The sequence below is a fragment of the Gordonia oleivorans genome, from assembly GCF_040044975.1.
Lineage (GTDB): Bacteria > Actinomycetota > Actinomycetes > Mycobacteriales > Mycobacteriaceae > Gordonia > Gordonia oleivorans.
In genome coordinates this window covers 209,873-233,583 of sequence record NZ_JBDZDI010000007.1, presented here as the reverse complement: position 1 = coordinate 233,583, position 23,711 = coordinate 209,873, and the positions used below count along the sequence as shown (strand labels likewise).

Annotated in this window: 24 protein-coding genes; 14 read left to right on the top strand and 10 right to left on the bottom strand. The window is 68.7% G+C overall.

What is annotated here, in order from left to right:
• Positions 1 to 5: 5 nt before the first annotated feature.
• Positions 6 to 2,459, bottom strand: coding sequence for a penicillin-binding protein (locus ABLE92_RS13750; RefSeq protein ID WP_348805337.1), 2,454 nt, complete (start codon positions 2,457 to 2,459; stop codon positions 6 to 8).
• Between the two features lie 309 nt (positions 2,460 to 2,768).
• Between ABLE92_RS13750 and ABLE92_RS13745 the strand changes: the two genes are divergently transcribed.
• Complete coding sequence (locus tag ABLE92_RS13745) at positions 2,769 to 3,077, top strand: WhiB family transcriptional regulator (protein ID WP_348805336.1); 309 nt, start codon at positions 2,769 to 2,771, stop codon at positions 3,075 to 3,077.
• A 101-nt stretch (positions 3,078 to 3,178) separates the two neighbouring features.
• Here ABLE92_RS13745 and ABLE92_RS13740 read toward each other — a convergent pair whose 3' ends face one another.
• The 3 genes from ABLE92_RS13740 to bagA are packed head-to-tail and all read right to left on the bottom strand — an operon-like array spanning position 3,179 to position 6,126.
• Positions 3,179 to 3,820, bottom strand: coding sequence for a hypothetical protein (locus tag ABLE92_RS13740; RefSeq protein WP_348805335.1), 642 nt, complete (start codon positions 3,818 to 3,820; stop codon positions 3,179 to 3,181).
• A 60-nt stretch (positions 3,821 to 3,880) separates the two neighbouring features.
• Positions 3,881 to 4,984, bottom strand: a complete 1,104-nt coding sequence (gene bagB, locus ABLE92_RS13735; protein WP_348805353.1) for an ArsA family ATPase — start codon at positions 4,982 to 4,984, stop codon at positions 3,881 to 3,883.
• Positions 4,984 to 6,126 carry an ATPase BagA gene (gene bagA / locus ABLE92_RS13730; protein ID WP_348805334.1) on the bottom strand — a complete coding sequence of 381 codons (1,143 nt, stop codon included), beginning with the start codon at positions 6,124 to 6,126 and terminating at the stop codon, positions 4,984 to 4,986. The genes bagB and bagA overlap by 1 nt, the downstream gene beginning before the upstream one ends.
• Positions 6,127 to 6,183: 57 nt before the next feature.
• On the opposite strand from bagA, the gene sp36 reads away from it, so the two are divergent.
• The 4 genes from sp36 (at position 6,184) to ABLE92_RS13710 (ending at position 8,507) form a co-directional block, all read left to right on the top strand.
• On the top strand, positions 6,184 to 6,348 hold the full coding sequence (sp36, locus tag ABLE92_RS13725; protein ID WP_348805333.1) for a Sp36 family protein: 165 nt from the start codon (positions 6,184 to 6,186) through the stop codon (positions 6,346 to 6,348).
• 5 nt (positions 6,349 to 6,353) lie between these two features.
• Positions 6,354 to 6,830, top strand: coding sequence for a RidA family protein (locus ABLE92_RS13720; protein ID WP_348805332.1), 477 nt, complete (start codon positions 6,354 to 6,356; stop codon positions 6,828 to 6,830).
• Positions 6,827 to 7,594 carry a TSUP family transporter gene (locus ABLE92_RS13715; protein WP_348805331.1) on the top strand — a complete coding sequence of 256 codons (768 nt, stop codon included), beginning with the start codon at positions 6,827 to 6,829 and terminating at the stop codon, positions 7,592 to 7,594. Before ABLE92_RS13720 ends, ABLE92_RS13715 begins: the two co-directional genes overlap by 4 nt.
• Positions 7,595 to 7,655: 61 nt before the next feature.
• Positions 7,656 to 8,507 carry an MBL fold metallo-hydrolase gene (locus tag ABLE92_RS13710; RefSeq protein ID WP_348805330.1) on the top strand — a complete coding sequence of 284 codons (852 nt, stop codon included), beginning with the start codon at positions 7,656 to 7,658 and terminating at the stop codon, positions 8,505 to 8,507.
• A gap of 167 nt (positions 8,508 to 8,674) precedes the next feature.
• Here the strand turns inward: ABLE92_RS13710 and ABLE92_RS13705 are convergent, their stop codons facing one another.
• Together ABLE92_RS13705 and ABLE92_RS13700 are read right to left on the bottom strand one after the other, a co-directional pair.
• Positions 8,675 to 9,349, bottom strand: coding sequence for a Crp/Fnr family transcriptional regulator (locus tag ABLE92_RS13705; RefSeq protein WP_348805329.1), 675 nt, complete (start codon positions 9,347 to 9,349; stop codon positions 8,675 to 8,677).
• A gap of 148 nt (positions 9,350 to 9,497) precedes the next feature.
• Positions 9,498 to 9,710 (bottom strand): hypothetical protein, encoded by a 213-nt coding sequence (locus tag ABLE92_RS13700; RefSeq protein ID WP_348805328.1) that lies wholly within the window; start codon positions 9,708 to 9,710, stop codon positions 9,498 to 9,500.
• Positions 9,711 to 9,882: 172 nt separating this feature from the next.
• On the opposite strand from ABLE92_RS13700, the gene nth reads away from it, so the two are divergent.
• The 4 genes from nth (at position 9,883) to ABLE92_RS13680 (ending at position 13,560) form a co-directional block, all read left to right on the top strand.
• Positions 9,883 to 10,659, top strand: coding sequence for an endonuclease III (gene nth / locus ABLE92_RS13695; RefSeq protein WP_348805352.1), 777 nt, complete (start codon positions 9,883 to 9,885; stop codon positions 10,657 to 10,659).
• A complete protein-coding gene (locus ABLE92_RS13690; protein ID WP_348805327.1) occupies positions 10,659 to 11,441 on the top strand; it encodes a TlpA disulfide reductase family protein in 783 nt (260 codons plus the stop codon). Before nth ends, ABLE92_RS13690 begins: the two co-directional genes overlap by 1 nt.
• Positions 11,442 to 11,608: 167 nt before the next feature.
• Complete coding sequence (locus tag ABLE92_RS13685) at positions 11,609 to 12,370, top strand: NUDIX hydrolase (protein ID WP_348805351.1); 762 nt, start codon at positions 11,609 to 11,611, stop codon at positions 12,368 to 12,370.
• A complete protein-coding gene (locus tag ABLE92_RS13680) occupies positions 12,367 to 13,560 on the top strand; it encodes a MarP family serine protease (RefSeq protein ID WP_348805326.1) in 1,194 nt (397 codons plus the stop codon). Before ABLE92_RS13685 ends, ABLE92_RS13680 begins: the two co-directional genes overlap by 4 nt.
• Before the next feature lie 43 nt (positions 13,561 to 13,603).
• Here the strand turns inward: ABLE92_RS13680 and ABLE92_RS13675 are convergent, their stop codons facing one another.
• From ABLE92_RS13675 to acs, 3 genes are all read right to left on the bottom strand, one after another.
• Positions 13,604 to 14,542 carry an alpha/beta fold hydrolase gene (locus tag ABLE92_RS13675; protein WP_348805325.1) on the bottom strand — a complete coding sequence of 313 codons (939 nt, stop codon included), beginning with the start codon at positions 14,540 to 14,542 and terminating at the stop codon, positions 13,604 to 13,606.
• 4 nt (positions 14,543 to 14,546) lie between these two features.
• Complete coding sequence (locus ABLE92_RS13670; RefSeq protein WP_348805324.1) at positions 14,547 to 15,074, bottom strand: phage holin family protein; 528 nt, start codon at positions 15,072 to 15,074, stop codon at positions 14,547 to 14,549.
• A gap of 154 nt (positions 15,075 to 15,228) precedes the next feature.
• Entirely contained in the window at positions 15,229 to 17,181 is a 1,953-nt protein-coding gene (gene acs / locus ABLE92_RS13665) for an acetate--CoA ligase (RefSeq protein ID WP_348805323.1), read from the bottom strand.
• Between the two features lie 209 nt (positions 17,182 to 17,390).
• Between acs and ABLE92_RS13660 the strand changes: the two genes are divergently transcribed.
• Positions 17,391 to 18,146, top strand: a complete 756-nt coding sequence (locus ABLE92_RS13660) for a Fic family protein (protein WP_348805350.1) — start codon at positions 17,391 to 17,393, stop codon at positions 18,144 to 18,146.
• 632 nt (positions 18,147 to 18,778) lie between these two features.
• Here the strand turns inward: ABLE92_RS13660 and ABLE92_RS13655 are convergent.
• Positions 18,779 to 19,588: an HAD family hydrolase gene (locus tag ABLE92_RS13655; RefSeq protein WP_348805322.1), complete on the bottom strand. Its 810-nt coding sequence runs from the start codon at positions 19,586 to 19,588 to the stop codon at positions 18,779 to 18,781.
• A gap of 396 nt (positions 19,589 to 19,984) precedes the next feature.
• On the opposite strand from ABLE92_RS13655, the gene ssd reads away from it, so the two are divergent.
• Genes ssd through ABLE92_RS13635 form a run of 4 tightly spaced genes read left to right on the top strand, consistent with a single transcriptional unit; the run spans position 19,985 to position 23,710 of the window.
• Positions 19,985 to 21,121: a septum site-determining protein Ssd gene (ssd, locus tag ABLE92_RS13650; RefSeq protein WP_348805321.1), complete on the top strand. Its 1,137-nt coding sequence runs from the start codon at positions 19,985 to 19,987 to the stop codon at positions 21,119 to 21,121.
• On the top strand, positions 21,118 to 22,290 hold the full coding sequence (locus tag ABLE92_RS13645; RefSeq protein ID WP_348805320.1) for a TadA family conjugal transfer-associated ATPase: 1,173 nt from the start codon (positions 21,118 to 21,120) through the stop codon (positions 22,288 to 22,290). Before ssd ends, ABLE92_RS13645 begins: the two co-directional genes overlap by 4 nt.
• Positions 22,287 to 23,087 carry a type II secretion system F family protein gene (locus ABLE92_RS13640; RefSeq protein ID WP_348805319.1) on the top strand — a complete coding sequence of 267 codons (801 nt, stop codon included), beginning with the start codon at positions 22,287 to 22,289 and terminating at the stop codon, positions 23,085 to 23,087. The genes ABLE92_RS13645 and ABLE92_RS13640 overlap by 4 nt, the downstream gene beginning before the upstream one ends.
• Positions 23,084 to 23,710: a type II secretion system F family protein gene (locus ABLE92_RS13635; protein WP_348805318.1), complete on the top strand. Its 627-nt coding sequence runs from the start codon at positions 23,084 to 23,086 to the stop codon at positions 23,708 to 23,710. Before ABLE92_RS13640 ends, ABLE92_RS13635 begins: the two co-directional genes overlap by 4 nt.
• The last annotated feature ends 1 nt before the right edge of the window (position 23,711 follow it).

Sequence of the window (23,711 nt, the reverse complement as noted above, 5' to 3'; positions counted from 1 at the left end):
GCGCCTCAGCCGGGCAGGTCGATGATCACCGGTCCGACGCCGGGCACCTGCACGGTGGTCTGCGTCGGCTCACCGCTGCCGCCCTCGGCGCGACGACCATTGCTCACGTACATCGTGATGGTGGTACCCGGCTGTGCGGAATCCGACGGCGCGGTGAAGAGCACGGTGCCCTGCGGGCGGGCGGAGTCGACCTCGAGCTGGGTGACCTTGAATCCGGCGGCCTGCAGGCGCGAGGTCGCGTCGCTGGCGGTCAGTCCGGTGACGTTCGGGATGCGGCCACGGCTGGTGCCGGCCACATACCGCGGATCGGACGGCGGCAACGCGGTCGGGCCGAAGTTGTTGGCCACCGGCAGCATCGCCGAGTACCAGGTGCGCGCGGGTTCGTAACCGCCGTACAGGTTTCCGTCGTAGCAGGACCGCAGCGGGCTGGTGCAGATGCCCTCCGGGTTGGGTCCGTCGCTGTAGACGTACACCGAGCCGGCGATGTTGTTGGTGAAGCCGAGGAACGCCGCGGAACGATGCGCCTCGGTGGTACCGGTCTTGGCGGAGACGGGCAGATTCCATCCGGTGGCCCCGGCCGCGGCGGCCGAGGTGCCTCCCCCACGATCGTCCTGGCCCATCGCGACGGCCAGCGAATTGGCCAGTCCCTCTTCGACGACGCGGTCACAGGCCGGCGGGTTGAACGGCACGGCGTTGAGCACCGGATTGCCGTCCGGTCCCGGGACCGCGTTGAGGTTCTCGTCGCGTTTGATCGTGTTGATCGACCCGATCGGATTGGGCGGGCACCACACACCGCCGGAGGCCAGCGTCGCGGCGACGTTGGACAGTTCCAGCCCGTTGACCGGGAACGGCCCGAGGGTGAACGAACCGAAGTTGCCGTCCTTGACGTACTGGGCGATCGACTTGTCGCCGCTGCCCGACGTGCCGGGGGTGTTGTAGGACCGCAGACCCAGCCGCACCGCCATGTCGACGGTCGGTTTCACCCCGGTCTGCTGCAGCAACCCGACGAACGCGGTGTTCGGGGACTGCGCGAGCGCCTGGCTGATCGACATCGTCGCCGGGTACCGCCCGTCGTTGCGCACGCAGTAACTGTTGGCCGGGCAGCCGTAGGAACCGCCACTGTTACCCATGCCCTGGACGGCGAGGAAGGCGGGCACCGGGATGTTGGAGCCGGTGCCGATGACGCCCTTCTCCAGGGCCGCAGCCGTGGTGAACACCTTGAACACCGACCCGGCGCCGTCACCGACGAGGGAGAACGGCTGCGGTTGCACGGTCTCGTCGGCGTTTTGGTTCAGGCCGTAGTTGCGGCTCGACGACATGCCCAGCACGGGGTGTGACGTCGTGCCCGGCCGGATCGCGCTCATGACGCTGGCGACGCCGTCGGCCTGCGGGTCGGCCTGGGTCTGCAGGGCGCGTTGCACCGACCGCTGCACCTGCGGATCCATCGTGGTCTTGATGATGTAGCCGCCGCGCATCACCGAGTCCCGCGAGATGCCGTTCTCGGCCAGGAACTGCAGCGCGTAGTCACAGAAGAAGCCGTTGTTCCCGGCGCCGATGCACCCCTGGGTCGGGATGTTCGGGTTGGGCACCACGCCCAGCGGCTTGGCCTTGGCGGCGATGAGTTCGTCGCGGCGATCCGGGAAGTTCTGGATCATCGTGTCGAGCACGGTGTTGCGCCGCGCCAACGCCGCCTCGGGGTTCGTGTACGGATTCAGCGCGCTACTGGACTGCACCATTCCGGCGAGCAGCGCCGCCTGCTCGACAGTCAGATCCTTGGCGTGCGAGTTGAAGTACACCTGCGCCGCGGCCTCGATGCCGTAGGCGTTGTTGCCGAACGGCACGACGTTCAGATAGCGGGTGACGATCTGCTTCTTCGCCTCCTGCTTGGCGGCGGCGTCCGAGAGGCCCTTGCGTTTGGCCTGCTCGATCAGCGACTGCTCCATCGTCAACGCCATCCGTACCTCACGCAGCTTGCGCGCCGGGGTGGTCTCGGTGGCGGCCTGCCGGTCGGCCTCGGTACGGGCGAGCACGAGCAGTTGATAGTTCTTGATGTACTGCTGATCCAGGGTCGACGCGCCCTGCTGCACCTCGCCGGACGACGAGTTCTTCAGCGCCGCGCGGATCGTGCCCTTCCAGTCGACCCCGTCGTGTTCGAGGAAGCGCCGATCCTCGATCGAGATGATCGCGCCGATCATGTTCTGCGAGATGTCGTTGTAGCCGACCTGATAGCGGTACTGATCGAAGAGCAACGCGATCGGATTGCCCGCCGCGTCGGTCATCGTGGTGACCTCCGGCAGGGTGCCGTTGAGCAGTTCGGAGGAGACGTTCTCCACCGCCGATGCCGCCCGATTGGAGACGACTCCGATTCCGGTGGCCACGGGATAGAGGAGTCCGGCGACCAACACACCGGCGAGCACACACGCCGCGGCGAGTGGCCCCAGCTTCTTCGAGATCGGCACCACGACAGGATACGTGTGATTTCGTCAACACCCGCGCAGCCTCGACCGCGGGCGACGTCATCGACCACGGCATGCCTTCTGAACTGCGACGATTCGTCAAGTCTGCACGTGTGTGCCAGTTTTTCCGGCCCAGGGGTTGCGGTCCTCAGCACAGATCCCTAGATTGAGGGCAGAATGTGACTCACTTAACATCAGGTCCGACAGAGTGTTGTATGTATCAAATACGACGCGGCGATCTCGAATAGGCGGGTTGCAGTCGAGAAGCCGGCGACGCGGGTGGCCGGCACACAACGACAGACAGGGGCGACGATGGCGACAGCGGCGGTTTCAACGGAAGAGGCGCGATTGACGTGGGTGTCGCAGGCGCGCTGCCGCGGCGAGAATCCCGACGATCTGTTCGTTCGTGGCGCCGCCCAGCGCAAGGCCGCCACCATCTGCCGCCACTGCCCCGTGCAACTGCAGTGCGGCGCCGACGCGCTCGATAATCGGGTCGAATTCGGCGTCTGGGGCGGCATGACCGAACGTCAGCGTCGCGCGCTGCTGCGTCAGCATCCCGAGGTCACCTCGTGGGCGGAGTTCTTCGAGGCGCAGCGTCGGCGTCAGCGGGTCGCGGGCTGAGGTAGCGCAGAGAAGTCACTTCACACATCACCGGCCGGGTACATCCCGCCGGTGATGTGACGTTTCTGATCCAGGTCGGAACCGGGCGGAACGATTCGCGTTCAGACCGGGTGAGAGTCGTGGCCCGCACCCCGGCCCGCCCGCCGCAGTGCCACCCCGCGCGCCACCGCGAGCGTGGCGCCCAGCACACCGATCACCAGGATCACCACGACGATCCAGGTCGACGTCGTGGTCGAGAACCCGAGCGTCCATGCACTCAGCACCCCGCCGGCCGTGGCCGCCACCGCCCCGATCGGTAACACGGCCGCGGTGGCGTACATCGTCGACCGCACCCGCTCATCTCCGACGGCCCGCAGCGCCAGACCGACCGCGGCCACGGCGAGCACATACGCGAGGACGCCACAGATCCCGTAGATCAGCAGCGGTGAGAGGTCCGGATAGTAGTCGGTGACCGTCAGCATCGCGAGAACGGGCGCCAGTCCCAGCGTGATGCCGACGAGTCCGGCCGTCACGGTCAGGCCGACGCGTGAGCCGGCCGGGGCGGCCCGTGCGCCGGTCACATACGAGACCGTTGCGGCGAGCGCGCCGATCAGGATGCCGATCACCGCGACGGTCAGATAACGCAGCGTCTCCGACCCGAAGCCATCGTCGGGTTCCGGCCACACCGCGATGTAGGTCACGAACCCGCGGCCGCCGGTGCTGGCCAGTCCCTGGAACAGTGCCGCGCCGAACGTGGCGAGCAACCCGCCGAGAACCGCCGAACCCGCACAGTGGCGCGCCCATCCCCCGATGTGTGTGATGCGTCAGCCCCGCCCGGTGATCTGCTCGGCGACCGCGCGCAACGCGACCCGGTCGGCGACCTCGAAGGGCAGCGACGGGACACCGACGATCGGCACGGTGGGATGCGCGGCGGTGAACCGCTGCAGCAGGTGGACCTCACGCTTGGCCGTCCCGGCGCGTTCGGCGTGCACCAGCAGCACGCCGCGGGTGAGTTCGTCGAGGTCGCCGTCGCTGCGCTCCTGAGCCGCCCGCGCGGCGTCCTCGGTGATGCCGGTGAGGTTGGGGTGGGTGCGGTTGAGGATCAGCCCGGTCAGCGGCATCGACTCCTCGGAGAGCCGATCAACGAAGAACGCGGCCTCGCGCAGGGCATCCGGTTCCGCGGCGGCCACCACGGCGAACCGGGTGCCGGGCTGCTTGAGCAGTTCGTAGGTCTTCATCGCCCGGTCCTGGAAACCGCCGAACATCGAGTCCAGTGACTGCACGAAGGTGGCGACGTCACGCAGCATGTCGCCACCGATGATGGTGGAGACACCACGCATCGCCAGGCTCATCGCGCCAGTGACCATCCGGCCCACCCCGCGGCCACCGCCGACGAGCATCTTCATCAGCCGTCCGGACAGGAACGAACCGAGGCGTTGCGGGGCGTCGAGGAAGTCCAGCGCATTCCGCGACGGCGGGGTGTCGACGACGATCAGATCCCAGCGATTGGTCTCCAACAGCTTGCCGAGCTTCTCCATGGCCATGTATTCCTGTGTGCCGGAGAAGGATTCGGCCACGGTCTGGTAGAAGGAGTTCTCCATGATCGCCGCGGCGCGTTCGGGTGTCGAGTATTCGAGCACCATCTCGTCGAAGGTGCGGCGCATGTCGAGCATCATCGCGTCCAGCGTTCCGGCACCATCGACGGCGACCGGTTGCGGGTCGTTGGTGAGTTCGCTCATCCCCAGCGACTGGGCGAGCCGCTTGGCCGGGTCGATGGTCAGCACCGCGACCGTGCGACCGGCCTCCGCGGCGTGCAGCGCCATCGCGGCGGCCGTCGTCGTCTTGCCGACTCCGCCTGCGCCACAACAGATCACCACTCGGGTCTCCGGGTCGGCCAGCACGGCGCCCATCTTCAGGTCCAGTGGCATCATGCCCCCGCTTTCTGCAGCAGATTGGCCAGCTCGTAGAGCCCGCCGAGGTCGATGCCGTCGCCGAGGGTTGGCAGTTCCAGAGTGGGCACCTCGACCTCGTCGAGCTGCGCCTTGGCGACCTGCTGGGCCTGGAGTCGGGAGGCGTGCTCGATGGTCTCGGTGAGCAGTCCGGCGAAGTCGGATTCGGAGGCGTCGATGCCGACCGCGGTCAGTCCCTTCGCCACCGTGGCCGCATCGATGTGTCCCTCGGCGATGTCGTCGATCGAATCGGCGGGCAGATGAATCGGGTTGACGCGGTTGATGATCAGGCTGCCGATGTGCAGATCCTTGCCGCGCAGTTCGTCGACCGCCTCGATGGTCTCGGTGATCGGCATCGCCTCGAGGAGGGTGACCAGATGGATCACCGTCTCCTCCGAGTGCAGCAGCCGGGCCACGCCCTCGCTCTGGTTGCGGATCGGTCCCGACTTGGCCAGGTCGGCCATCGCCTTGGTGACGTCGAGGAAGCTGCCGATGCGGCCGGTGGGTGGCGAATCGACGACGACCGCGTCGTAGACCCGGGCGCCCTTCTTGTCGGTCGCGATGATGCGTTCCTTGACCTTGCCGGTGATGAGCACGTCGCGAAGACCGGGGGCCACGGTGGTGACGAAGTCGATCGCGCCGATGCGCTTCATCGCACGGCCGGCGAAGCCCAGGTTGTAGAACATATCGAGGTATTCGAGCAGAGCGTGCTCGATGTCGATGGCCAGCGCCCACACCTCGCCGCCGCCCTCGGATGTGGCGATACGCGTGTCGGTGGGTGGTAGCGGTGGGCTGTCGAAGAGTTGTGCGATGCCCTGACGACCTTCGCATTCGACAAGCAGAACGCGTTTGCCGTCGGCGGCGAGGGTCAGTGCCAGAGCCGCTGCGACCGTGGACTTGCCGGTGCCGCCCTTGCCGGAGACGAAGTGCAACCGGGCGCGGGCCGCGGAGTCCGGCCAGGAGTTCTGCGCGGTCACGTCCTCGGTGTCCTCACGCAGGGCCGCCGCGGTCACATCGTCGGCCAGATCGTCGGTCCTTGCCGGTGTCGCCCCCCGCGGGCTGTCGCCGGCGCCACCCCCGGCGGTGTGTGTCGTGCCGTCATCGGCAGTATCGTCGACCATCGCCCCACCCTATCCACTGTGGAAGTCCTCGGGAACAAAGCGGTTAGGCTGGCCCCCATGAGTGAAGTCACCACATGGGAGTACGTGACGGTTCCGCTGCTGACCCATGCCACCAAACAGATTCTCGATCAGTGGGGCGCCGACGGCTGGGAGCTGGTCAGCGTGCTGCCCGGACCGACCGGTGAGCAGCACGTCGCCTACCTGAAGCGACCGAAGGGCTGATCGCAGTGGGTACCTGGACTCGACGTCTCGACGAACTGGGAATCGCCCTGCCCACCGCACCGAAGCCGGTGGCCAACTACGTGCCGGCGGTGCGGTCGGGAAACCTCGTGTACACCTCCGGTCAGCTGCCCTTTGTCGACGGCGAGCTGAGTGCGCGCGGCAAGGTGTGCGTCGGTGCCGAGGGCATCGTCAAACCGGATCAGGCCACCGCCGCCGCCCGGCAGTGCACCATCAATGCCTTGGCCGCCGTCGACGGTCTGGTCGGGATCGACGCGGTCGTGCGTGTGGTCAAGGTGACCGGTTTCGTCGCGTCGGCCCCCGGCTTCACCGGTCAGCCCGGAGTGCTCAACGGCGCGTCGGACCTGCTCGGTGAGATCTTCGGCGACGCCGGCGTCCACGCCCGATCGGCGGTCGGCGTGACCGAACTCCCGCTCGGCTCGCCGGTCGAGGTCGAACTCATCGTCGAGGTCGCCGATCAGTGAGCGTTGAGGTCGTCGCGGCGTTGATCCTCGCCGCGGCGGCCGCCGGATGGGTCGACGCCGTCGTCGGCGGCGGGGGGCTCATCCTCATCCCGGCGCTGTTGATCGGTCAGCCCGGCGTCGCTCCGGCGTCGGCGCTGGCCACCAACAAACTCGCCGCGGTCGTGGGTACCGCGTCGGCGGCGTGGCAATACTCCCGTGCGGTGCCGCTGCACTGGCGACGCCTGGCGCCGGTGTTCGCCTGCGCCGTGCTGTGCTCGGGTGCCGGCGCCTTCGTCGCGAGCCGCCTGCCCACCGACGTGTTCACGCCCATCGTGCTGGTGATGCTGGTGGCCGTCGGACTCTTCGTCGCCCTGAACCCCGGCTTCGGATCCGGTTCGGCCACACCACGTTCGCGGGCGTCGATGATCGCCGGACTGGTGATCGCGGGCGTTGTCATCGCCTTCTACGACGGTGTGATGGGTCCGGGCACCGGAACCTTCCTCATCATCACCCTGACCGCGCTGGTCGGGACGAACTTCCTGGAGAGTTCGGCGACGGCCAAGGTGATCAACACCGGCACCAATCTCGGGGCGCTGGCGGTGTTCGCCACGCAGGGCCACGTGATGTGGCTGCTCGGGGCGGCGTTGGCGGTCGGCAACGTGATCGGCGCGCAGATCGGGGCACGGATGGCGCTGGGGCGCGGCAGTGCTTTCGTACGCTGGGTGCTGCTGGCCGTCGTCGTGGTGATGGTGGCGAAGCTGTCCTACGACCTGATCACCGGGTGAGCGGCGGGCGCCACGGGCTACCCGAACCGGCGGCCGGTGTGAGCGCGATTACCCTGGGCGCATGACGGATTCCGGTGTCGGAGCCCCCGACGAACACACCCCGGCGAACGAGCCGGTCTCCCATCCCGCCTACGGCGTGCTGCGCGAGGTCACCCCGTTCGCGTCGGTGCTGCTCTGTGAGAACCCGGGCGTGATGGAACTCGACGGGACCAACACCTACATCCTGCGGGCACCCGGCCACGCCGAATGTGTGGTCGTCGACCCGGGCCCGCCACGTCACAAGAAGCATGTGAAAAACGTTGCGGCCCAACCGGGTATCGCGTTGACGCTGATCACCCACCGGCATTTCGACCACACCGGCGCCATCGATCGGCTGACCAAACACACCGGTGCACCCACCCGCGCCCGGCTGGCCGAACACAGTCGCAACGCGCCGCCGCTGCGCGACCGGGAGATCATCGAGATCGCCGGACTCCGCATCACCGTCCTGTTCACCCCCGGCCATTCCGGTGACTCGGTGAGTTTCCTGGTCGAGCACGAGGATTCACGCGCCGTCCTCACCGGCGACACCATCCTCGGCAGCGGCACCACCGTCATCGACCCCGCCGACGGCAGCCTGCGCGACTACATGGCGTCACTGAACCGGCTCATCGTCGACGGTGCCGACGCGGCGCTGCTACCCGCGCACGGACCCGACCATCCGGCCCTCGAGCCGGTGGCCCGCTTCTACAAGGCGCACCGCGAGGAGCGCATCGATCAGATCCAGGCCGCGCTCGACGAGATGGGCGTCACCGCGCACCAGGCCAAGCCGATGAAGGTGGTCAAGAAGGTCTACGCCGACGTCGACAAGAAGCTCTGGCCGGCGGCCCGGATGTCGGTGAAGGCGCAGTTGGAGTACCTGCGGGGGCAGTGATCACTCCCACCTGTGCCGAAGAACGTGTGCGCGCTGTGCCCAAGAACGGGTGCGCGCCGCACCGCGATGCAGGAGGAAGCGACCAGCGAGCGAAGCGAGTGGCGTCGCTGACGACGAAGAGCGGTGCCTGAGGCGCGCACACACGCGTCGCCGGAGGCGGCGCCAAACTACCGAGCGCGTCTGGCCAGGCGCTCCGAGTCGGCGATCAGCACGCTCTTGCCCTCAAGACGCAGCCAGCCGCGCTGGGCGAAATCGGCGAGCGCCTTGTTCACGGTCTCGCGGGAGGCGCCGACGAGCTGGGCGATCTCTTCCTGGGTGAGGTCGTGGGTGACGCGCAGTGAGCCGCCCTCCTGGGTACCGAAACGTTGCGCGAGCTGCAGGAGCTGCTTGGCGACGCGGCCGGGGACGTCGGTGAAGATCAGGTCCGCGAGGTTGTTGTTGGTGCGACGCAGGCGGCGGGCGAGGACCCGCAGCAACTGCTCGGCGATCTCCGGGCGGTCCTTGATCCAGGCGCGCAGCGCGTCGCGGTCCATCGACACCGCGCGCACCTCGGTCACTGTGGTGGCCGAGCTCGTCCGCGGGCCGGGGTCGAAGATGGACAGCTCACCGAACATGTCCGACGGCCCCATGATCGTCAGCAGGTTCTCGCGTCCGTCCGGCGAGCGACGGCCGACCTTCACCTTGCCGGACAGGATGATGTAGAGCCGGTCGCCGGGTTCGCCCTCGTGGAAGATGACATGCCCACGCGGAAAATCGGCGGGCTGCAGCTGCTTGGTCAACGCCGCAACGGCAGAGGGCTCAACACCCTGGAATATGCCCGCCCGCGCCAGTACTTCCTCCACCAAGGAGTCCCTTCTCACTGTGACAACACCGGGTGCGACCGGATCATCGCACCCTGTGCAACGCTACTCTCGCCATCAGCATAAGTGTTGAATGGGTCACCGGCGTCGCAATGGCGAGCGTGTCCCGAAACGGGAAATATGCGACGACTCAGCCTGCGCGACGGTTGCGGAGTTCGTCCAGCGCGGCCGGCATCCCCTCGCGGGCGAGGGTGTCCACGTGCTCCGGCTCCGCGCCCTCCAGGAATTCCTCGACGTTGTCACGGTTGACCGTGACCTTGTCGGTCCACGCCTGAACCTTCTCCATGCCGAGCGCGAAGAGCATCAGTACAGCCGGGAACAGCAGCACGGCGAGTCCTTGCATGGCCCCAGTAAACACCGGAGGGGTTGCCGACTCCCAACCAGAATGGCCGCGGTGATCGCTTTGTGACCAAAGCGTTGGCGGCGGGTGCGGCGACGCGCGCGCCGATCACTCCGAGCGCGATCGCTAATCTGGACAGGTGAGTGCACGCAAGGCCCCGGGATCGCCGGCACGGATGGCGAAGGTGCCGACCGCCGCAGCGGTGCCGTCGACGAGGTCGGTGAAAAACGAGACCCACCTGGGTCTGGTGCGTCGTGCACGTCGGATGAATCGCGCGCTGATGGTCGCGTTTCCTCATGTGTACTGCGAACTCGACTTCGCCACGCCGCTGGAGTTGTCGGTGGCGACGATCCTGTCGGCCCAGTGCACCGACGTGCGGGTCAATCAGGTGACGCCGGCGCTGTTCGCGAAGTACCGGACCGCCTGGGATTACGCGCAGGCCGATCGGATCGAACTCGAGGAGATGATCCGGTCGACGGGGTTCTACCGCAACAAGGCCAACTCCATCATCGGCCTGGGGCAGGCGCTGGTCGAACGCTTCGACGGCGAGGTACCGCACACGCTTTCCGAACTGGTATCACTGCCCGGTTTCGGCCGCAAGACCGCCAATGTGGTGCTGGGGAACGCTTTCGGGGTGCCCGGCATCACCGTCGACACCCATTTCGGCCGGTTGGTGCGCCGGTGGCAGTGGACCGAGGAGACCGACCCGGTGAAGGTCGAGCACGCGGTCGGCGAGCTGATCGAACGCAAGGACTGGACCGATCTGTCGCATCGGGTGATCTTCCACGGCCGTCGGGTCTGTCACGCCCGGAAGCCGGCGTGTGGGGTGTGCATCCTGGCCAAGGACTGTCCGTCGGTCGGCACGGGACCGATGGACAAGGAACAGGCGGCGGCACTGGTGAAGGGACCGGAGACCGATCATCTGCTGGAACTGGCGGGGATCCGGCCCTGATGACGACCGACCACAGCGACGCACAGGGTTCGCCCGACGCGCCGGAGAGCACGTCCGGACAGACGCCGATCTCCCCGCCCGCGCCGCCGGAGTCCCGACCGCGTGGGTCACGGTTCCCGCCCGCCGCGCGCTGGACGGTGGTGTTCTTCATCGTCGTCATCGCGCTGGTGGTGGCGATCTGGCCGCGTGAGGACGGATCGTCGTCCTCGTCGTCGGAGCAGGTCCGCCCGTCCGGGGCGTTGTCGGCGACCGATCTGCAGGTCGACGACGCGCAATTGGCGCAGGCACGCACCGACGCGGCGATCGCACCGTGTCCGCAGGTCGGCGGTCCGCGGCCGGGTGCCTCGGCGGTGCTGGCCGGGGTGAGCGTGCCGTGTCTGGCCACCGGCGCGCCCTACGACGTCGGGGCGGGGACCCTCGGCAAGCCGCTGATCATCAACATGTGGGCGGTCTGGTGCGAGCCGTGCCGCCGCGAACTGCCGGTGCTTGCCGACTACGCACAGCGCGCGGGAGACCAGGTGACCGTGCTCACCGTGCATGCCAAGGAGGGGGCGGGCAACCCGTATCTGGTGCTGCGATTTCTGACCGAGGTCGGCGTGCATCTGCCGGTCGTCCTCGACACCGACGGTGCGGTGGCCGCGGCGTTGCGGGCGCCACGGGTGTTTCCGTCGACGATCATTCTGCGCGCGGACGGTAGTGTGGCCAGGATCGCGCCCACGGTGTTCGACGATCCCCAACAGATCGCCGACGAGGTGCGGTCGGCGACGGGGGTCACTACGTGAGTATCTTTCACCGCTCCGGCCATTCGGGCAGCGCGGATTCCGGCAGCGCGGATTCCGGCGGCGCGGATTCCGGCAGCGGTAGTCGGGCCGATGGTGGTGCGCCGGAATCGGGTGAGGTTCCCGAGACGGTCGGTCCACTCGTTCCGCGGGAGCAGATCCCACCGTGGATGCGCACGCTGACCGACGACGTCACCGCGGTGCGCGAGCGGGTCCTTTCCCGCGGTGGTGATCGGACGCGTTGGGCCGCGATGCTGGGCCGCAACCGCCGGTCGGCGTCGGTGCTCATCCTGATCTCCGGCTCGTGGGATGCCGATCCGCTGCATCCGGGCGGCCTGCCCGCCGACGCGGAGGTGCTGCTGACCGAGCGGGCGCCGACGCTGCGTCAGCACAGCGGGCAGGTTGCCTTCCCCGGTGGCGGCGTCGATCCGGGCGACGACTTCCCGGTCGGCACCGCCCTGCGTGAAGCCGACGAGGAGACGGGACTGTCGGCCCACGGCGTCGACGTCCTGGCCACGCTGCCCAGCTTCCCGGTGCCGGTCTCCGGGTTCGACGTGGTGCCGGTGCTCGCGCACTGGAGTACGCCGGGACCGGTGTGGGCCGTCGACCCGGGGGAGACCGCCCGGGTGGCCCGGGTGTCGCTGCGTGAATTGCTCGCGCCGCAGAATCGTTTCCAGGTTCGTCGGTCGGTGCTCGGTGGCCAGGTCTACAAGGGGCCCGCGTTCTTCGTCGACGGTCTGCTCGTCTGGGGTTTCACCGGTGGCCTGCTGGCCGCGATCAGTGACGCCTCGGGATGGACGGTGCCGTGGAACGCCGATGACGTCCGACCCCTCGACGAGATGATCGAGCTGGCCGGCAGCCCGCAGCAGACCGGTGCGGCCGCGGTGCTGCCCGCGCATCTGCGCGACCAGCACGACGGGACGGCGACGTGACGTCCTCGACGTGGGTGGACATCGTGGTGATCGCGGTGGCGCTGATCGCGGCGATCAGCGGCTACCGGCACGGTGCGGTGGCCTCGGCGCTGGCCGTGCTCGGGGTCCTGCTCGGCGCAGTCGCCGGCATTCTGCTTGTGCCGCATGTCTATTCGATCACCGACGACCCGAACATGAAGCTGGTGATCACCGTCGTCGTCCTCGTCGGGCTGGTGGTCATCGGTGAGCTCGCCGGGATGATCCTGGGCAGCGCCCTGCGCAGCGGTATCCGGTCACCGGAACTGCGTGCCGTCGACAGCGGCGTCGGCCTGGTACTGCAGGCCGTCGCGGCCGTGTTGGCGATGTGGTTGCTGTCGATCCCGCTGTCGCACGAAGGGTCCCCGCTCAAGCAGGCCATCGACAACTCGGCGGTGCTCGGTGCGGTCGGGCAGGCCGCACCGGCGGGCCTGGAGGCGCGTGCCGCCGACCGCTTCGACGAACTGTTCCAGGGCGAGGTGTTCGACGGGGTGCTGCGCCCCACCACCACGGCCAGTCAGGTCGATCCGCCCGATGCCGCTCTCGCGAATTCGCGCGTGGTCCGGCAGGTCCGCGCGAGCGTGGTGAAGATCGAGGGTGAGGCACCGGGATGCGGTCAGGCGCTCGAGGGCAGCGGTTTCGTCGTCGGTCCCGATCTGGTGATGACCAACGCGCACGTGGTGGCCGGTACCACCACCCTGACGGTGACCCCGGACGGCGGCGCCGCCTACGACGCCGACGTGGTGCTCTTCGACGCCGGCAATGACGTCGCGGTGCTACGGGTCAGCGACCTCGGCGCCGAGCCCCTGGAGTTCGCCGCGCGCGAGGCGGCGACCGGCGACGACGCGATCGTCCTGGGGTTCCCGGAGGCCGGGCCGTTCCGTTCGACGGCGGTCCGGATACGTGGTGTGGGCGAACTGCCGACCGCCAACATCTACCGCAACCGGCAGGTGGTGCGCGAGGTGTACACGGTGCGGGGCGTCATCCGGCAGGGCAATTCCGGTGGGCCGATGATCAATGCAAACGGTGAGGTTCTCGGCGTCGTCTTCGCAACCGCGGAGAACCCGGCCGACGAGACCGGATATGCGCTGACCGCCAACGTCGTCCGCAGTGATCTGGAACGGGCGCAAGGACGCTATGCGCAGGTGCGGACCGGGGTGTGCCTGCGCGAGTGACGGGCCGTCCGCGATGCACCCGGCCGGACCCGCACCGATGCCGCTATGTCCGCGTCGTCCGCAGCAACTCGATCAGATGGGCGTTGAGTGCCCCGGGCTGTTCCTGATGGGCGAAGTGTCCGCTGCCGGGGATCTCGTGGTGGGTGAATTCCTCGGCCCACGTGTGGCTTTCGGCCATCACGTGTTCGGTGATGAACGGGTCGTCGGCGCCGCGCAGCGACAGCGTCGGGATGTGCAGTCGCCGGTGCATCAGGCGCATGAACCTGATGCCCTCGGGCCGGAACTGGGAGCGGAATGCCCATCGCTGATACTCCAGGCCGGAGTGCGCGACATAGGGGATCTGGATCGCCGAACGGTTGCGGGTGATCGCCTCGGCGTAGTCGTCGGTGCGTTTCCAGGCCGCCCCGGCGCGCCGCCCGAAGTAGCGGCCGACGAAGGCGCCGTCGCGTCGGGTCAGCCGTGACTCGGCGTAGCGGGGAAGCTGATTGACCAGGAAGCCGGGCAGGAACGACGATCGCAGATCGGTGCGCAGGAGTACGTCGTGCCGCAGCGATCGGGGATGCGGTGAGGCGATCACCGCGATGGCCGAGACCACGCGGGGATGCAGGGTGGCCGTCGCCCAGCACACGAGGCCGCCGTCGGCGTGCCCGACGAGGGTGGCGCTGGTGTGGCCGAGCGCGCGGATCAGCCCGTTCGTGTCGCCGGCGAGCGTCCAGCCGTCGTAACCGCGTGGCGGTTTGTCGCTGTCGCCGTAGCCGCGCAGGTCCACCGCGACGGCCCGGAAACCGGCCTGCGAGAGCGCACCCAACTGGTGCCGCCAGCTCCACCAGAACTCGCCGAACCCGTGTAGCAACAGCACCAGCGGGCGGTCGGCGATCGGTTCGTCGACCTCGACGGCATGGAACCGGAGACCGTTGGCCCGGACGTCGAGGTGACGCCAGACGCCGGGCAGCCGCACGCTCGACGGGTCGGGCGCGACCACGGTGTCAGCCTTCGCGGGCGGGCGGGATGTCCGGATGGTCCGTGGCGACGGCCGCCTTGGATCGGTCGGTATGCACCGACGACGACGGCAGGACGGTCTGGATCTCCTTGACGGAGGCGATCGTCTTCTTGGGCCCGCGGACCTTGCGGAAGAACAGGTATCCCGCGATCGCCACGACGATGGTGATGAGAATCAGCAGTCCCAGCACGATCAGGTAGGCCGCCCAGCGCGGCAACCACACCGCGATCAGCTCGGCGAGGAAGATGAAGAAGAACAGGCTGGCGTAGAGGGCGGTCACGCCGGCGACGATCAGTGCGCCGGTACCGGCACCGGCCTTCTTGGCCTCGTCGACGAGTTCCGCCTTGGCCAGTGCGACCTCGGAACGGACCAGCGTCGACATGCTCGCGGTCGCGTCCTTGACCAGGTTGCCGATGGTCGGCTCGCCCTTGGGGCCGAGATCCGCGTCCGACAGCGGGATCGCGGGGACCGGCCGGCTGCTCGGTGCAGACTGGCCGTTGTCGTTTCGGCTCACAGCATCCTCCGTCTCTGGGGTGTGTGGGTTATGTTGCCATGCTGCCCCGCGTCGGGGTCGATGGAGTGTCGCGCTCGGACCCGAACGCGAGCGAGCGGCGCCCCGGGCGGGGAGCGCCGCTCGCTGCGGGTGCGACCACGTGGTGCGCTGTTGTTCAGGCCTTCTTGGCGCGGATGGCCTCGAAGACCGACGGGTCCACGAGGGTGGAGGTGTCGCCGAGTTCGCGGCCCTCGGCGACGTCCTTGAGCAGCCGTCGCATGATCTTGCCCGAGCGGGTCTTGGGCAGTTCGGGCACCACGTTGATCTCACGGGGTTTGGCGATGGGTGAGATCTCGATCGAGACCTGCTGGCGCAGTTCGGCGATGAGGACCTCGCCGGTGTTCTCGACCCCCTCGCGCAGGATGACGAAGGCGACGATGCCCTGGCCGGTGGTCTCGTCGGCGGCGCCGATCACGGCGGCCTCGGCGACCCCGGAGTGCCCGACGAGCGCGGATTCGACCTCGGCGGTGGAGATGCGGTGCCCGGAGATGTTCATGACGTCGTCGACGCGTCCGAGAACCCACAGGGCGTGATCGTCGTCGTAGCGGGCGCCGTCACCGGCGAAGTACCAGCCCTGCTCGGCGAAGCGAGACCAGTAGGTGTCGCGGTAGCGTTCGTCGTCGCCCCAGATTCCGCGCAGCATCGACGGCCACGGCTTGTCCAGGACGAGGTAGCCCTGCTCGCCGGCGCCGACCGGGTTGGCGTTGTCGTCGACGATGGTGGCGCTGATACCGGGCAGCGGGCCCATCGCCGATCCCGGCTTGGTGGAGGTGACGCCGGGCAGCGGGGAGATCATGATGGCGCCGGTCTCGGTCTGCCACCAGGTGTCCACGATCGGGGCCTTGTTGCCGCCGATCACGTCGCGGTACCACTTCCACGCCTCGGGGTTGATCGGCTCGCCGACCGAACCGAGCAGACGCACCGAGGACAGGTCGTGGGCGTCGGGGATCTCCCGGCCCCACTTCATGAAGGTGCGGATCAGCGTCGGGGCGATGTAGTAGATGGTGACGCCGTAGCGCTCGATGATCTCGAAGTGGCGATGTTCGTTGGGGGAGTTGGGGGTTCCCTCGTAGACGACCTCGGTGGCGCCGTTGGACAGCGGACCGTAGACGAGATAGCTGTGCCCGGTGACCCAGCCGATGTCGGCGCCGCACCAGAAGACGTCGCGGCCTTCCTTGTGGTCGAAGACGTAGTGGAAGGTGTAGGACGCCTGGGTGAGGTAGCCACCGGAGGTGTGCACGATGCCCTTGGGCTTGCCGGTGGTGCCGGAGGTGTACAGCAGGAACAGCGGGTGCTCGGAGTCGAAGGCCTCCGGCTCGTGTTCGGGGGATTGTTCGGCGACGGTGTCCTCCCACCACACGTCGCGACCCTGGACCCACGGCAGATCCGGATCGTGGTTGGTGCGGCGCACCACGATGACCTTCTCGACCGACTCCGCGGCGTCGTCGCCGGTGCCGAGGGCCTCGTCGACGGCGGCCTTCAGCGGGGCGGGCTTGCCGCGGCGGTACTGGCCGTCGGTGGTGATGACGAGCTTGGCCGACGCATCGTCGACCCGGGAACGCAGGGCGCCGGAGGAGAATCCGGCGAAGACCACCGAATGGGTCAGACCGAGGCGGGCGCAGGCCAGCATCGAGATCAGCGCCTCGGGGATCATCGGCATGTAGATGGCCACCCGGTCACCGGCGGTCAGGCCGATCGCGGTGAAGTAGTTCGCGGCGCGGCACACCTCGTCCTTGAGCTGGGCGTAGGTGATGTCGCGGGAATCGCCGGGCTCACCCACCCAGTGGATGGCGACGCGATCACCCTTGCCCGCGGCGACGTGGCGGTCGACGCAGTTGACCGACACATTCAGCTTGCCGCCGACGAACCACTTCGCGAACGGGGCGTCCGACCAGTCGAGGACCTGGGAGAAGTCGGTGTCCCAGTCCAGGCGCCGGGCCTGCTCGGCCCAGAAGCCCAGGCGGTCGGACTCGGCGCGGTCGTAGAGTTCGGCGGTGCCGTTGGCCTGGGCGGCGAACTCCTCCGACGGCGGGTAACCGGGAACGGTTTCGGATGCGGATGTGGTCATCGGATTGCATGGCCTTTCGCTGGTCGGCAACGGATCGCGGATGGCCGCCGCGCGTGACGAGGCGACCGTGGGGAACCTATTGTGAGGGTAGTCACGTTGGATGGCCGTTGCAGACACCCCCGACCACTGCGCGCGACGAATGGTGGGTGGCGTTCGGTGAGCGGCGCCCGGTCACCGTCGGGTGGGCGCCACGGGTAGGGTTCGAGCACGTGACCGCCGATCCGCTCGCCCCGCTGGCCGACCTGCCCGGGGTGAGCGCCGCCGCCGACGCCGCGCGGGACGCGCTCGCGGCCGTGCATCGTCATCCCGCCAATCTGCGGGGCTGGGACAAGACCGCTACGGAGGCATCGTGGCGTGCCGGGCGGTCCTCGGCCGCGATCGACGGCGGCAGCGTCGAGTTGCGCCGTGACGGCGACTTCGACGATCCGATCCTGGCGGGCGCGATGCGGGTGGCCCAGGCCCTCGACGGCGACGCCGCCGACTCGTTGACCGCGATCTTCCGCCGCGCCCCGGCGCAGGCCTTCGCCCGGCTGCACATGCTGGCCGCGGCCGATCTGGTCGACGATCCCGACGACCTCGGCCGGCCCCGCGCCGGTGCCGAGGTCGCCGACCGGCTGGACCTGCTGGCCCAGCTGATCACGGGCTCGACGCGGGTGGCGGCTCCGATCCTGGCCGCGGTGGTGCACGGTGAGTTGCTGAGTCTGGGGGCGTTTCCGACCGCCAACGGGGTGGTGGCGCGCGCCGCGTCACGGTTGGTCTGTATGTCGACGGGCCTCGATCCGCACAATCTGGGCGTGCCGGAGGTGACGTGGCTGCGGCGGGTCGCCGACTACCGGGTTCTCTCGAAGGCATTCGGCACCGGCCGCCCGGAGGCGCTGGGGGAGTGGATCATCTTCTGTTGCGAGGCATTGAGCGCCGGTGCGGCCGAGGCGAGGTCGATCGCCGACGCCGCGCGTGCCGGTTGAGTGAAGGCTCCCGATTGTCGTTGACAGCGGTCTGAATCTCGTTGACAGCGCTCGCTTCTTCGCTGACGGCGCTCGGAATCTCGTTGACGGCGCTCGCTTCTTCACTGACAGCGCTTGTTCTCCCCACACAACACTTTCTCCCCACACGACACTGCGGGCGGCGCCCTCGTCTTCGACGAAGGTGCCGCCCGCAAAGCACGGACTCAAGCTACCAAGCGTGCTTGGTGGGTTGTGTTTACCGCCTCGGCGATTGACCTCGGCTATGCAAGCGAATTCTGTTCCGGCGCTGCCAATCTCGTCCCATCACGACGTCATCCGTGGATTCCGTCGGCGCTGTCCGAGGGTCGGGGCGCTGCCATTCCATCTTCGTCACATGGCCTCAATGTCGCAGGCGCACAACACTTGTGCCGTATGCGGCTTGCTCCGCGTGGGTACTTGCCGCCCGTGCTGGGAAGGCTCGGGATGGGGGCTCGATCCTTCTCTTCCGAGTCGAGCGTTGCCTTCCGAGGTTCCGTAAGACCTTTGTACACCGTGACGCCGATCACAGCAAGGCTCAAGCGTGTCAACGTTCGGTGGAGTTCTCGTAACCTGCGGTTCGTGCTGGTAGGCAACAACTTCCGGTATTCAGATGGTCACCGGGGGGAGGCGCGGCGTACTCCCACCCCGTAGCCGACGGCCGCTCCGACGCCGACGACGAGTGCCGCCGCGAGGACCGGCGCCGCGGCGGAGGCGGCCGACGGCTCGGTCTCCAGTGCGAAATCGTAGATCGGCCAGCCGTGGCTTTCGGCGTGCCGACGTAGCGCGCGATCTGGGTTGACCACACGCGGATGGCCGACGGATTCGAGCATCGGGACGTCGGTGATGGAGTCGGTGAAGGCGTAGCTCTTGTCGAGGTCGTAGCCGTACTCGGCGGCCACGCTCTCGATCGCCGCGCGCTTCTCCTCGCCGTAGCAGTAGTAGGTCAGTTCACCCGTGTAGTGACCGTCGTCGTCGACTCGCATCTCACTGGCCCGGACGTGGTCGACACCGAGCAGGGCGCCGATGGGTTCGACGATGTCGCGGCCGGATGCGGACACCAGGACGACGTCGTGACCCTGGTCGTGGTGCAACGCGATGAGTTCGGCGGCGCCGGCGTAGATCAGCGGTGTGACGACCTCGTCGAGCGATTCGGCCACGATTCGCTGCACCTGGGTCGCATCCCATCCGCGGCACATGGTGGTCACGTGGCGCCGCAGGCGTTCGACGTGGTCGGCGTCGGCCGGGGAGAGGGCGAAAGTGAGCTGGTTGTAGGCCGACTTCATCAGAGTTCGGGTATCGAGGAGTCCCCCGTGGAAGAACTCGCGGCTGAAGGCGAGGATGGACGATTTGGCGATGACCGTTTTGTCCAGATCGAAGAAGGCTGCGACGTCCGGCCCGGGCGTGAGTGGGCGGCCATCGCTCATCGTCGGATGATACGACTCCCGACTACGCTATAAGTCGACTTCGGTCATCTCGCGCGTTGCGGTCGGCGCAGTGCCCCGTTCCAGTCGGTAAACCCGCAGGCAGTGAGACGAAAGCGCGACGTTGTGTCGGATGTCGATCACGCTTGCGGACAGCGATCGAGGGTGTATAGTCGGAAGTACCCGGTCTTCGGACCGGTGCCTTTCAGCCCGACCCCCCGGGGCTGAAACGCGATGACCCCGGCCTCCTCCCCCCCTGGCCGGGGTCGTCCTCTATCTGGGGCACGTTTCCCCGAGTAACACCGAGCGACTGTGCACAGTCAGCGTGGTTTCCACAGATCAGTGCGTCAATCCGTCTGGGTCCTCGGCGTCTGCCCGGGATTCGGTCACCATGACGGCATGTCCGACTCATTGCTGGCCCTCGTCGACCCCGCCCTGTGCGACGACGTCGCCCGATGCGCCGCCGCCGCCGGTTACCGCCTCGTCGTGGCCGACCCGCACCTGTGCCGCGCCGAGTGGCTGCGGGCCCGCGCGGTCGTCGTCGATCCGTCGGCGGTGGCCGTGCTCGGCAACACCGCCGTCCCCCGACGGCAGGGTGTGCTGCTCGTCGCCGACGCGCCTCCGGCAGCGACCACGTGGCGACTGGCCATGGATCTCGGCGCCGGTGATGCCGCACTCCTGCCCGCCGACGAGTCCCACCTGGTCCGACGGCTGACCGAACTGCGGGCCCCGCGTCAGGCAACCGCCGGGGCCACCGCGCTGATGGCGGCACACGGCGGTGCCGGGGCCTCGGTGCTGGCCGCCGCGGTCGCCCTCGCCGCCGGCGACGCAGGCGAGGAGGTGCTGCTTCTCGACGTCGACGAGTTCGGCGGCGGTATCGATTTGCTGCTCGGCATCGAAGACCGGCCGGGTCTGCGCTGGCAGGACCTCGCGATCGATGCCGGCGCGGTCAACGGGCAGGCGCTGCGTCATGCGTTGCCGAAGGCCAACGACCGCCTGTCGGTGCTCACCGGTCGCCGCGACGACGGCGCGCCACTGACCGCCGACGCGGTGCTCGCCACCGTCGATGCCGGCCGCGCCCACGGCGACCTGGTGGTCGTCGACCTGCCACGCACCGACACCGACATCGTGCGCGGCGTCATCGAATCGGTGGATCTGGTGGTCCTCGTCGCCACTCCGACGGTGTCCGGGTGCGCCGCGGCCCGCCGGGTGGCCGACAGACTTCTCGGCGATGCCGCCGACGTGGGGCTGGTGATCCGCGGGCCGTCGCCGGGCGGTCTGCGGCCCGCCCAGATCGCCGATGCCGTCGGTCTGCCGCTGCTGGCGGCCTTCCGTCCGGATCCGAGACTGCCCGGTCGCGTGGAAGGCGGACGGCTGCAACCGGGTTCGCGTAGCCCGTTGGGGCGGGCGGCGACGGCGGTGTATCGCGCCGTCACTGTTGCCGACCACGGGCCGGCGTCGGGTCCCGGCGTCCGAACCGCCGTTGCCGGTCGGTTCGCCCCGCCACCCGCGGCCGGTGATCGGTCGGTCGCATGAGGGCGGCACACGCCGACGAGGCGCTTCTCGATCGGGTACGTACCCGGCTCGCCGCCGAGAAGACCGAGGTGACCGCGGCGGTCATCGCCGACGCGATCCGGGCCGAATCCGGCGGGGTGCTCGGTGACACCGACCTGCTCGCGGTGCTGCGTTACCTGCAGACCGAACTGACCGGCGCCGGTCGTCTCGAGGAACTCCTCGCCGAACCCGACATCACCGACATCCTCGTCGTCGGGCCCGACCGGGTGTGGGTCGACCGTGGAACGGGACTGGCGCTCACCGGTATCCGATTCGACGACGACGCCGCGGTGCGTCGCCTCGCCGGGCGTCTCGCACTGAGCGCCGGCCGACGCCTCGACGACGCCCAACCGTGGGTCGACGGGCAACTGTCGAGCCTGGGACGTCGTGGCTACACGGTGCGGCTGCACGCGATGATCCCACCGCTCTCGGCCGACGGAACCTGCCTGTCGCTGCGCGTGTTACGCACCGCCAGTATGGGATTCGATGCACTCGTCGACGCGGACGCCATTCCGGCCGACGCCGCCGATCTCCTCCGCGGCATCCTCGATGCGCGGTTGTCCTTCCTCATCGTCGGCGGCACCGGCTCGGGTAAGACGACCCTGCTCGGCGCGCTCATCGAGCAGATGGCCGACACCGAGCGCATCGTCTGCGTCGAGGACGCCCTGGAGTTGACGCCGACGCATCCGCATGTGGTCCGGCTGGTCGCACGAACCGCGAATGTCGAAGGTGCCGGCGAGGTCCCGGTGCGGGTGCTGGTGCGGCAGGCGTTACGGATGCGGCCCGATCGCATCATCGTCGGTGAGGTGCGCGGTGCGGAGGTGATCGACCTGCTCACCGCGCTCAACACCGGGCACGACGGCAGTGGCGGTACGTTGCACGCCAATTCGACCGCCGAGGTGCCCGCACGGATGGAAGCGCTTGCGGCACTGGGCGGAATGGGGCGCGCGGCACTGCACAGTCAGCTCGGTGCCGCGGTCGATGTGGTGATCGGCGTCTCCCGACGAGCGGACGGCACCCGGGGTATCGCGGAGATCGGGATGCTGCATCGGGAGCCCGACGGACTCGTCACGATCGTCCCGGTCTGGTTGTCCGGCAGCGGGATCACCGACTATCACCCACGGCTCCGCGATCTGATGGCACGCCGATGACGCCGGTTCTTCTCGCGCTCGCGTGCGCGGTGCTGTGGTCGGGTCGCCCTCGTGCCGCACACCGACTGCAACGCATCCGACTCGCGTCGCGGTCGTCGGTGCCCGCGCTCGTGCGGTGGCCGATCGTGGTGCTCGGTCTGGGTGCCGTGGCGGTGATCGGCGGTGTCGCGCCGGTGATCGCGGCGGGCATCGTGGCCGGGGTGGCGTGGTGGCTGTCGCGGCATCGGCGCCGGATCGCCGAGCGTGCGCACCACCGCGATGAACTTCTCACCGCGCTGACGTTGATGATCGCCGAGCTGTCGGTCGGCGCACCACCGGCACGAGCATGTTCGGTTGCCGCACAGGAGATGTCGACGGGAACCGACGGTAGGAGCACCGTCGCGGCGGCGTTGTCGGTGCTCGCCGGACGGGCCGAACTGGGCGGCACCATCGTCGTCGACGCCGATGCGGGTACCGATGACGAGTCGTGGAACCGGATCGCGATCGCCTGGCAGACCGCGGACCGATACGGACTACCCCTGGCCGAACTGCTGGACTCGGTCCGCGCAGATTTGGTGGAGCGCCGCGGGTTTGACGATCGCACCAGGGCCGGACTGGCCGGTCCCCGGGCGACGGCATCGGTTCTCGCGGTGCTGCCGCTGCTGGGTATCGCGTTGGGGCAGGCCACGGGTGCGCGTCCGGTGCAGATCCTGACCGGCGGTGGGCTCGGCGGGGTGTTGCTGGTGGTCGGTGCGTCGTTGGTGGCCGCCGGGCTGGTGTGGTCGGAACGGATTTCCGACAAGGTGATCACCCGATGACCACGATGGTGATGCTGTGTCTCGCCGGTGCGTGCTGGTGCTGGCCGGAGCGTCGATGGGTCCTCTACCGGGTCGTCGACATGCCGGTGCGCAACCGTGAGCCCCGGTGGCTCGGCGCCGCCACGCGCCCCGACGATCCCTTCGCCGTCGCGGCAACGCTGGATCTGCTCGCGGTCTGCCTGCGTGCCGGATTGCCTGTGGCGGTGTCGGTCCGGGTTGCCGCACAAAGTGCCCCGACGGGTGTGGCGCGCCCCCTGGCCGCAGCGGCCGAACTGCTCTCCCTCGGAGCCGATCCGCAGCAGGCGTGGGCACCCGCATCCACCTCCCGCCCTGATCGCCGATGGTGGCGGCGTCGTCGCAATGATTCCGCCGCAGCATGTTTCGACGAACTCGCCACCCTGGCTCGGCGATCGGCGCGGGCCGGGTCGGCGCTCTCGCAGGGTGTCACCGACCTCGCCGGAACCGTCCGGCGTCGGGCGAACGACGATGCCCTGGCGCGCGCCGAACGCGCCGGCGTCATGATCAGCGGACCGTTGGGCCTGTGCTTCCTGCCGGCCTTCGTGTGCCTGGGCATCGTGCCGGTCGTCGTGGGTCTCGCCGCGCAGACCCTCGGCGGGATCTGAC